The 10008-nt window shown below is 64.2% G+C and carries 10 protein-coding genes; 4 read left to right on the plus strand and 6 right to left on the minus strand.

The window, feature by feature from the left end; genetic code table 11:
* Positions 1 to 141: 141 nt before the first annotated feature.
* A complete protein-coding gene (locus VGP39_RS21515; protein ID WP_414644759.1) occupies positions 142 to 1116 on the minus strand; it encodes a DUF2336 domain-containing protein in 975 nt (324 codons plus the stop codon).
* Positions 1117 to 1350: 234 nt separating this feature from the next.
* Here VGP39_RS21515 and VGP39_RS21520 point away from each other — a divergent pair, with 234 nt between their 5' ends.
* The gene (locus tag VGP39_RS21520; protein ID WP_327570117.1) at positions 1351 to 1548 is read left to right on the plus strand and encodes a hypothetical protein; all 198 of its coding nucleotides are present in this window, start codon (positions 1351 to 1353) and stop codon (positions 1546 to 1548) included.
* 15 nt (positions 1549 to 1563) lie between these two features.
* Complete coding sequence (locus tag VGP39_RS21525; protein WP_327570118.1) at positions 1564 to 2343, plus strand: hypothetical protein; 780 nt, start codon at positions 1564 to 1566, stop codon at positions 2341 to 2343.
* A gap of 128 nt (positions 2344 to 2471) precedes the next feature.
* Here VGP39_RS21525 and VGP39_RS21530 read toward each other — a convergent pair whose 3' ends face one another.
* The 3 genes from VGP39_RS21530 to VGP39_RS21540 all read right to left on the minus strand — a co-directional run bounded on the left by VGP39_RS21530 (position 2472) and on the right by VGP39_RS21540 (position 6195).
* The gene (locus VGP39_RS21530) at positions 2472 to 3059 is read right to left on the minus strand and encodes a DUF1254 domain-containing protein (protein ID WP_327570119.1); all 588 of its coding nucleotides are present in this window, start codon (positions 3057 to 3059) and stop codon (positions 2472 to 2474) included.
* A complete protein-coding gene (locus VGP39_RS21535; protein WP_327570120.1) occupies positions 3056 to 3634 on the minus strand; it encodes a DUF1214 domain-containing protein in 579 nt (192 codons plus the stop codon). Before VGP39_RS21535 ends, VGP39_RS21530 begins: the two co-directional genes overlap by 4 nt.
* A 278-nt stretch (positions 3635 to 3912) precedes the next feature.
* Positions 3913 to 6195: a PBP1A family penicillin-binding protein gene (locus tag VGP39_RS21540; RefSeq protein WP_327570121.1), complete on the minus strand. Its 2283-nt coding sequence runs from the start codon at positions 6193 to 6195 to the stop codon at positions 3913 to 3915.
* Between the two features lie 273 nt (positions 6196 to 6468).
* Here VGP39_RS21540 and VGP39_RS21545 point away from each other — a divergent pair, with 273 nt between their 5' ends.
* A complete protein-coding gene (locus tag VGP39_RS21545) occupies positions 6469 to 6981 on the plus strand; it encodes a YcgN family cysteine cluster protein (protein ID WP_327570122.1) in 513 nt (170 codons plus the stop codon).
* A gap of 36 nt (positions 6982 to 7017) precedes the next feature.
* Here VGP39_RS21545 and VGP39_RS21550 read toward each other — a convergent pair whose 3' ends face one another.
* Positions 7018 to 7638, minus strand: a complete 621-nt coding sequence (locus VGP39_RS21550) for a class I SAM-dependent methyltransferase (RefSeq protein WP_327570123.1) — start codon at positions 7636 to 7638, stop codon at positions 7018 to 7020.
* Between the two features lie 206 nt (positions 7639 to 7844).
* Positions 7845 to 8984, minus strand: a complete 1140-nt coding sequence (locus tag VGP39_RS21555; RefSeq protein WP_327570124.1) for a hypothetical protein — start codon at positions 8982 to 8984, stop codon at positions 7845 to 7847.
* 423 nt (positions 8985 to 9407) lie between these two features.
* On the opposite strand from VGP39_RS21555, the gene VGP39_RS21560 reads away from it, so the two are divergent.
* A complete protein-coding gene (locus VGP39_RS21560; RefSeq protein WP_327570125.1) occupies positions 9408 to 9731 on the plus strand; it encodes a hypothetical protein in 324 nt (107 codons plus the stop codon).
* The last annotated feature ends 277 nt before the right edge of the window (positions 9732 to 10008 follow it).

Genomic DNA, 10008 nt, shown 5'->3' on the forward strand with positions numbered 1-10008 from the left:
ATCACCTCTCCCCGCTTGCGGGGAGAGGTCCGGGTGAGGGGGACTCTCCGCGAGTCCGCGCGCGTGGAGAGTCCCCCTCACCCGAAGCCTTCGCTGCGCTCCGGCTTCGACCTCTCCCCGCAAGCGGGGAGAGGTGTGGGCTTAGCTTCCCGAACCGCTCGCATTATTGCGCGCAACGATATCGGCGCCCGGCTGCACCGCGGGGCGGGTTTGCGCGGGCGCGATGCGCGCGCGCTGACGCTCGTCGTCATAAAGTGCCGGCTTATATTTCGCGCGTGTCACCGCCACGGTCGCGCCGCGCCACGCCGCGAGCATGATCAAGGCGGATCGTTCGCTCAGGCGGTCGTAGAGGCGCGACAGCCGGTAGACGTTGTTGACGGACGTGCCGAATTCGGGATTGAGAAACAGCAGCACGCGCTGAAACACGGCGCTCGGCATCCCCAGCGCCTTGGTGGCGCAGGCCAGTGGTTCGCCGCCGGGGTCGTTGACCACCTGCGCCGCGATCCGCGCCGGCAGGATCAGCGCCTCGCCGAGCTCGAGCGTAAAATTTTCGATGTCGGCGGCGAACGCCGCCATCTCCAGCGTCTCGATGGCGCGCACCGCGCGCGGCGCGGGAATTCGCGCGGCAGGTTTCAGCGGCGCCTCGCCAAGATTGTGCAGGATCAGCGCGCGCTCCGAGGCAGCGGCCGCGAAAAACATGCCACTGATTTCGGCGGCGTCCTGTGGCTGCATCGACAGCGCGGTCATCCGCAATTGGGCCTCGGTCGGAGGCCTCACCGCCGGGGGGGCGGGCGGCGGTTCGGGAATGCCGCGGGCGAGCGGAACGCGCTGATCGGGGCTCGGCGGCTGCAGCCCCAGTTTATTCATGATCGGCACCGGCGTGTTGGGATAGACCGAAAGCCGCGCCCGCACCACCGCGCGGGTGGCATCGTCGACCTGGTCGATCAGCCGTGAAGTCAGCTCGACGAATTGCAGCTCTTCGTCGCCGGTATGCGCAACGGTTTGAACATAGAGGTCGGTCAGTACCCGTAGCAGCGTGGGGCGGATATCGACGCCCTCGCGGCGCGAGAGCGTCATCAACCCGTCAAAGCCCGGAAATAATGGAGGTATGGTCATGTCAGGGTACGCGACTGAGGTGTCCTTCGCGCGATCTTAAGGGGGCCGCTTTAACATCGCGTTAAGGAAAACAACTCGTGAATGCCGCCCTCTGTTGGTAGGCAATCGCATCGCTGCAACACATCACGTTGCGATTGATCGCGCCGCGCCGAATTAACACGCCATTAACCATGCCCTGATCTTAATGAGGCCTGCCGCCGCCACATCGAGGCGATGCGGCAAGGAGAGAGTGACATGGGCGCCATCATTGAATTCCCGGCGGATGCGGCTTCGCGGCGGCTGGGCTCAAGCACGGGTGCTGCCCAGCGCGAAGGCATGGGGACCATCCTGATCCTTCCCGTCGTCCGGATCGAGCGCGACGCCGATGGCGGCCGCGGGCCGGAAGAGGGGACGGCGCCGGGCCGCCGCCGCCGCCGCCGGGCACGTTCCTGACACCGGACATTCTTCATGCCGGAGATGTCGACACAGATCCGGACAAGGCTTCGGCTTGCTCCCGCAATTCTGGTTGCGATACCGCTTGTCGCGGCGGCGATGCTCGGCGGCTGCGCCGGCGGCGATTTCGGCCGCACCCGCGAGAATGCCCGTAACGACGACATGCATCGCTGGGTCGGCATCGAAGCCACGGCAAGTGTCGGCCTCCGCGCCTCGCAATACCAGCTCACCGACAAGGAACGGTTGCTGCGCGATCTTGCCTATCCGCTGATCGAGCCGCCGCATTCGCGCCCGGCCTGGAAGACCGTGTTCGGCGACTACCAGCCGCTGCCGGCGCCATGGCGGCAGGCGCCATTGTTCGATCGCACCGCCTATGGCCGCCTGCTGATCGATGAGCCGCACCGTTCGCAGACCTCGCGCTACAACCAGTTGATCGAGGACGTGCGCAACGACATCACCCGTTTCGATCCGTTTTTCGGCGCTGCGGTCCAGGTCCTCGATCTCGACAAGAAGCGCAACGCCAGCCTCGATCTGGTTTCGGAATTGTCGCCGCGCGAACGCGCCGATGCGATCGCGCGCATGCAGGAGAATACGCTGATCGTGCAGTGGGTGCAGCAATGCCTGGAGCAGCGGATTTCATCCTACCGCTGGGCGCTGGAACGGCTGGTGATCCAGGCCCCCGACAACATGGCGGCCGATGCCGACCGCCTGATCGGCGAACTCGCGGCGCGAACCGCGAATCCGCCGGTGGTATCGGCGCCGGTCACAGGGCGCGCCTTGAGCACGCGCGGGTAACACCCTCTCCGTCATCCTGAGGAGCCGCGCTCTTGCGCGGCGTCTCGAAGGATGGAAGCACGCGCCCGTGGCCCATCCTTCGAGACGCGCCGAAGACGGCGCTCCTCAGGATGACGGTAGTGGTAGGATCACCGCTTCGCCTGCGGCCGCTCGGCCTGTTTCACCGGCGGCTCGGTCTGCACCTTGCAGCTTGAGGCCGCGAGGGTGGCCTGCGCCTGCGGCATCAGGCCGGGCTCCGGCGCCAGCGCCTTGAGCACGATCAGGCCGGTTGCGGTCGGGGAATCGATGATCAGGCGGTCGGCCGCGGTGACGTCCTCGTCTTCCGGCAATTCGGCGTGCTGGGCTTCCGTCATCAGGTCGAGCTCGATCACCCGGCGTCCGGCGGAGCGGTCGTTGATGGCGTAATAAGCTACGTCATTACGCGTATAGAACGACACCGACGTGTAGGCCTGGCTGACGGGGACCGCGAGCTTGATCGGCCCGGTCGAGAGGTCGTAGCGGCAGATCGCAATCGCGAATGCGGGATCCATGAACGGCATCGGCGCGCCGTTCGGGCCGGCCAGCGGCAGCGCAGTCACGGCGTTCAGCTTGGTCAGCGGCGTCAGCCGTGAATAGGCGTCCTGCGTGGCGATGCGGGGCAGTGCCAGCACGCTGACGAGATGCACGACGCCGCCGAGCAGCACGCCTCCGATGATCGCGAACAGCAGGCGGATCATGGGCACCCCACCGTCGCAATGCTCGGCATCGGCGCGTCGCGCTGCGTCCGCGTCGCGACCCCGACCGGGGTATCGTAGAGCCGCAGCATCAGCGCATAGCGCTCGATGCCGCCGGTGGGCAGCCAGTTTCCGGAACGCGACCTTGATGCTACCCGCACTTCGAATGCGCCGTCGGAGCTGCGGATGATCTCCTGGCTGGTAAAGCCGTAACGCTGCAGCGAGTTGGCGACGAGATGTCCTTTCGAATCATACAGCGTCAAGGTCCAGAACCGCGCCGCAGGTGTGACACCGCTCACTACCACGTCGCAGCGCCCATCCAGCGGTTTTTTGCGGTCGTCTGATGTTGCCGAGAACGCCACGCCGTCGCCGGTGCCGACCGGCAACTCGCCGCTGCGCGCGATCGACGCGCGCGAGTACGGATCAACCTCTGCGGTGCCGGTGCGCGGCCGTGCAGTCCATGCGCCGATGGTCAGCGTGCCGAGATCGGTGCCGCGGGTCGCGGTCATCCATGTCGCACCGAGGCCGACGGCCGTGGCGATGACCAGCGCCAGCAAGGTGAAGAGCAGCAGCCGCACGGTCAGTTCTTGCTGTATTCAGGTTGAAGCGGCTCCTTCTCACCTCTCCCCGAAGGGGAGAGGTCGAAGACGGAGCGCCAGCGAAGGCTTCGGGTGAGGGGCCTTTCCGCGCATCCGGACTCGCCGGGAAGCTCCTCACCCGACGCGCATCTGGCGATGCGCCATAGCCGAAGCTTCGCTTCGGCGTTCTTCAGCAAGAACGGCCGCCGAAGGCGGCCTATGCTCTCCCCTGCGGGGAAAGGTGAACTGCGCGTCGTGGCGATTCGAACCATCATGCTCTAGTTCTTGCGCGGCGAGGGTGCTGCCGGTTCACCCGGCGCCGCCGCCGCGAAGCTGTCCGGAAATGCCAATGCGCCGGATGAAACCGGCTTGGCCGGTTTGACTGGATCGCTCGACGATGTGTTGCCCGCGGTCTTGGCCGCGTCGTCGAGCAGTTTCTCCACGCGCACCAGAATGTCGGCGCCGCGCTTGGTGAGGATCGGCGGCGGCCCCGGTTTTGTTTCGAGAATTTTTGGCGCGGCGTTGGCGGCAACGGGTCCCGCCGCCGGCGGCAGCTTCGTGCCCATGCCGACGCCCGGGATTTCCTTCACCTCGACGCCCTGGTGCGCGACGACCATGATGTCGTGCCAGGTCTGCGCCGGCAGCGAGCCGCCGGTCATGCGGTTGGTCGGCGAGTAGTCGTCGTTGCCGTACCAGACCGCGCAGGTGAAGTTGCCGGTGTAGCCGACGAACCAGGCATCGCGATAGGCGTTGGTGGTGCCGGTCTTGCCTGCGGTCGGAATGCCGTCGAGCGCGGCGCGCCGCGCGGTGCCTTCGCTGACGACGTGGCTCATCATGCCGGCCATGTCGGAAGCGACGGATGCCGGGATCGCCTGCAGCGGTTTCTTGCCGTCGCGGTCGAAACGCCAGACCAGATCGCCGGCGCCGGTGCGGACTTCCAGCACCGCATGCGGCGTGACCGATTTGCCCTTGTTCGCAAATGTCGCATAAGCAACCGCGTGCTCGACCACGGATACTTCGGCCGAGCCGATCGGCAATGACGGCGTATCGAGCAGCGGCGCCTTGATGCCGAAGCGGCGCGCCACTTCGACAATTTTGGCGCGGCCGGCCTTGGCCGGATTTTGCACCTTGCCGCCGAGCGCGATCGACAGTTTTACCGGCACGACGTTGATCGAGCGGGTGATCGCCTGCGTCAGCGTCACCGAGCCGGAATAGGAGTGGCCGTAATTCTGCGGACACCAGTTGCCGATGCAGACCGGACCATCGACCACGATCGAGGTCGGCTTAAAACCGTTCAGCAGTGCCGTCGCATAGACATAGGGCTTGAAGGATGAGCCGGGCTGGCGCATGGCGTCGACCGCGCGGTTGAACTGGCTGGCGCCGTAGTCGCGCCCGCCGACCATCGCGCGGACGCCGCCGTCGAGATCTGCCACCACGGTCGCCGCCTGCGTCGCATGATAGTCGCGGCCGAACTGCCGCAACTGGGTTTCGACAGCCTCTTCGGCCGCGCGCTGGACGTTCATGTCGATCGCGGTGCGCACCACGAAGACGCGCTCGACATAGGATTTCGGAAAGGTGTCGACCAGCTTGCGCATCTCGTCGAACGCCCAGTCGAGATAATAGTTCGGCGAATTCTCGTCGCGCCGGTCCACCGCGTTGGCCGGATTGCGCCGGGCGCCGAACACCTGGCCCTCGGTCATGAAGCCGGCGTCGACGAGGTTGTCCAGCACCACGTTGGCGCGGGCGCGCGCGGCGGGCAGGTTGATGTGCGGCGCGTATTTTGTGGGCGCCTTGAAAAGCCCGGCCAGCATCGCGGCTTCCGCGAGATTGACGTCGCGCGCGGACTTGTTGAAGTAGAAATGCGCCGCGCCATCGACGCCAAAAGTGCCGCCGCCCATATAGGCGCGGTCGAGATAGAGTTTCAGGATTTCGTTCTTGGTCAATCGTGTTTCCAGCCACACGGCCAGAAATGCTTCCTTGACCTTGCGCTCGATGGTGCGCTCGTTGTTGAGGAACAGGTTCTTTGCGAGCTGCTGCGTGATTGACGAGCCGCCTTGCCGAACGCCGCCGGCCTGCGCATTCGTCACCAGCGCGCGCGCGGTGCCGGCGATGTCGATGCCGAAATGATCGTAGAAGCGCCGGTCTTCGGTGGCGAGCGTGGCCTTGATCAGGTTGTCGGGAAAATCCTCCAGCGGAATCGAATCATTGTGCTTGATGCCGCGGCTGCCGATCGGATTGCCGTAGCGATCGAGAAAGGTCACCGCGAGATCGGATTTTTTCAACCAGTCGTCGTCGGCGGTTTCGCGAAACGCCGGCACCGCCAGCGCCAGCATCAGCAGCAAGCCGCCGAGCCCGATGGTGGCGGCTTCCGACAACGGTTCGATGAAGACCCAGCGCTTCCAGCGCCCGACATAGAAGCGGTCCATGAAGGTGGAGAAGCGCTCAAAAAGTTCGCGCGCGCCTTTGCCGGAGGAGAACAGCGTGGAGTCGATGCGCGCATCGAGGTCCAGCATGAAATGCCGGAGCTTTTTCTTCCATTGCGATGGCACGATCTGGCGCACCGGGACCCTTGGTCGGTTTGCAGCGCTTATAGCGCCCCAAGCGGGCGCCCCTAAGCGTCTTGCGGAAGTGTTGCGGCAAACCCAAGGCGCTTTTGCGACCGAAGGCTTTCCAGCCTGTTTCTAGCCGAGCACAGGGCATAAACCAATGGCCGTGCTGGCAATTTCGCCCCGTACGGCTAATGCGGGAAGCCGCCATCGGAGCTAACCCCTTGCGTCGCCACGGTTACAGCCCATAGAAGTCGGACCTGCCAGCGCCCGGAAACACCTGATATAATGACCACCCGTCCCAAGCCGCCCTCGGCCCAAGAGGGATTGTTTTGGAAAACCAAGACGTTGGAGGAGATGTCCAGCGCCGAATGGGAGTCGCTGTGCGATGGTTGCGCGCGGTGCTGCCTGGAAAAGCTTGAGGATGAGGACACCGGCAAGATTTATTTCACCCACGTGTCCTGCCGGCTGCTGGATGCAGGACTGTGCGCCTGCAAGGATTATCCGAATCGTTCCGACCAGGTTCCGGACTGTGTGCGGCTGACGCCGCAGAATGTCCGCACCCTGAACTGGCTGCCGCCGAGCTGCGGCTATCGCCTCGTGGCCGAGGGCCGCGATCTCTACTGGTGGCATCCGCTGATCTCCGGCGATCCCAACACCGTGCATGAAGCCGGCGTCTCGGTGCGCGGACGCGTGCAGGGCACGGAGAACGAAATTCCGGACTCCGATCTGGAAGATCACATCGTGCAATGGCCGTCATTGCTGCCCAGGCGCGCGCGGGGCAAGAAGCGGCCGGCCTGACCTTGGTCATCGCGCATTCACAGCTGGTCAGTCTGACTACCGAATAAAGCACTGGATGTACGCATTGCCGGAAGTGCCATGCGTATATCTTGTCGTCGGATAAGCCTCAAAACAGTGCCTTTGCACCATGATGCGATCGAAGTACTCGCAGAAAGGCCACTTGAGTTCCGGCCGCGTCGTGAAGAACGGAATGAAAGCACCACCCGGCTTCAGGGCGGTCACAATCAGCGGCGTCACCTCGCGCCACAGCTTTTCATCTTTTCCCATCTCGGCCGGCAAGAACGGATCAAAAAATATGCCGTCGAGACTGGCCGGTTCCACCTCGTGTATGTAATCGAAGAAGTCCGCCTCCACGATCTGAAGCGTGCTGGGCAGGCTTGGGTGCCGATCCCTGAACAGGTCGATTACCCGTTTGTATTTCTCGACGACGACGTGCCGTCGCACCCGGGGATTCTCTGCTATCCGCAGCGCTGAGAGACCGAGGCCCAAACCGACCTCCAGAAAATTCGACCCGAATTCGCAGAGCAGATCGCCGGAGGCAAACATCAAGTCGCGTTCCCAGGCCTGCATGGCCTGTCGATCGTCGAACAGCAAGGTGACTTCGCCGCCCTGTTCGACGAGCTCAATCCTCGGATCAGCATTGGCTTGGTTGTTCACGTTCAGCTGCACCTCGCATCAATTGATAGCATGGAGGTAATGGCAATGGATAGCAGCCCGGACAGCCCTTAGGGTCAAACCTAGAACGGCAAAATAGCCGGCCTAACGTTCGTCATTGCGAGGAGCACTTGCGACGAAGCAATCCAGTCTTGCTGTCCGAAGCGCCGGATTGTTTCGCTTGCTCTCGCAATGACGGTGTGGCGGCTCTAAAACCCTCCCGCGGGTATCGTCAGCGGCCGTCCTTCGACCGCGCGGCCCGACTTGTCGGGGCCGGCGTTGCTGTCGTCCGCCCACGCAAGGAAGCCGGTCTCGCCGTCGGGGCCTAAGGTCGCGGCGGCGCTCAGGCTAAATCGTTGCCCGCCGGTCAAGGTGTTGACCTGGATCGCGCGACCGATCGGTCCCTGGCTTGAGAAAATTCTTGCCGCGACGTTGGTACCAGTGGCGGGGTTATCGACATCCACCTCAGTCCAGGTCAGCAGAAAGCGACCGCCGGACAGCGGCACCAGCGTCGGCCAGGAGGATCGGATCCGGCTGCTGCTCGTGGCGGCAAAGCGGATATTGGCGAACGCGCCATTGCCCTCGAACACGCTCACCTGGGCGACCGTGGTGTCGAAGCCGGCTTCGCCGTCGAGCGCGCTCCTGACATGGGCGATGACGAAGCGGCCGGAATCGAGCGCGGCGATGGCGGCCTCCGTTATGTCCAGCGCCGTGGTCTGCTCAGCGCCGACCGGCCCGTTCGCATCGAACATCTGCAGGTGAACGAGCAGAGGCCCGGGAAGCCGTGCCCGCCATGCGATGACGATATTTCCGTTCGAAAGGCAGGCGACCATCGGGACGCGGTGCAGGCCGGGGATGGTATTGGCGCGAAACTCGGCACCGTTTTTCGTCCCGTCAAAACCATAGCGCTGCGCGCGGATGCGCTGGTCCGCGCGCTTGTCGGCCCAGACCACGACGAAGCCGCCGTCGGCCAGCCGCGCCAGCGCCGGCCGTATCAGCGGTTCAACCTCCGCGGTCGAGACCTGGCTTTCCGGTCCCGACAACGTATCGGCGTCGAAGATGCGAAGTTTTACCTGCGCCGGCGCGCCAGGCAGCTGCTCGATCCACGCGGCAGCAAGGCCGAGGCCGGTTTCGAGTATCGCCGGGAGCTGGCGCTTGGTCCCCGGGCTTGCGGGAAAGTTGACGCTGAACTTATCGCTCGGAACCGCGTTCACGCCACGCAACTGGCCCTTGATATCGCCGGTGCCGTGGTCCGCCCAGACCACGGCAAACTGGGTGCCGCGAAATCCGGCGATGGCGGGCTGATCCTGGTTGCCCGCGGTATCCGTGTTGATCGATACCTCATCCATCGCGCCGCCCTCCATGCCCTGGGAAATGTCGCACGGAAAAACCGCAGCCGTCGAGTCCAACGCTTTTTATCAAACCTCGCCGGATCAGCGTGCGATGTGGCAAGGCCTGCCGGCAGCTCTTCGCCGTGTTCCCGCGGCCTGATTTCGTCACGACGTCCGTCGCGCCGCGATCAGCTTTGTTGTGCGCGAATGCCGGTCCGCATGCGACCACCTCTGTAACGCGCGTTTCAAGCCGAGTTGAGTTTATTGAAGTGGAATTTAATGGGACCGGCGTGCGGTCTGCCTACATCAAGCATCAGGTATCCGCACCGGATGCTGCAAGCAGATAGCGCGCAGTCCAGACAGCACGCTTCCCTCGCGAAGCGTGATCAATTCGTCTCGTCCGACGCGGGTCTGCAATCGATCCACACAGGAGAAACGAAAATGATATCATTCAAAGCTCTTGCAGCGGCCGTGCTGCTGTCCGCGGCCGCGGCGACGCCGGTATTCGCGCAAGCTTCCGCGGGCGACCTCTATAGCAAAAATCTGCGCGACTCCGGGTATAATCCCAAGAACGACTTCAATCCGGACGGGACCATGAGGGCTGCCATCCAGGAGCCGGGCCTGTTCGCGTTCTATTATCCCAATCTGGACGTTCTGAATGGAGGGGCGCCAACTCCCGCTGCCAGGTTGTCTGCCGACTGGCCCGCGCTGAAGGGAGCGTGTGCGTCGGCCGGTGGCGGCATCTCCTATTGCGGCGGCCGCTAACCCGGCCCGCCCGCCGCATTCCCGCGTCATCAAGTTCGTAGGGTGGGCAAAGTCACCGGACGCGAATGCGTCCGGTGGCATGCCCACCATTCAGCCGTGCACCCCGGATCAAATGGTGGGCACGGCGCAAGGGCGCCTTTGCCCACCCTTGTATAAGCGCGAGAGATTATACTGGCGTCGTTCCCTGAGGAATGGCCCGGTTCGGGTGGCCGCCCGAACCGGGTCGCCGATCGATCGGATCGATGCCCACCGAAGCCTTTAGGGCTCTAGTCGTAGC

The organism is Bradyrhizobium sp. (assembly GCF_036009065.1).
GTDB lineage: Bacteria > Pseudomonadota > Alphaproteobacteria > Rhizobiales > Xanthobacteraceae > Bradyrhizobium.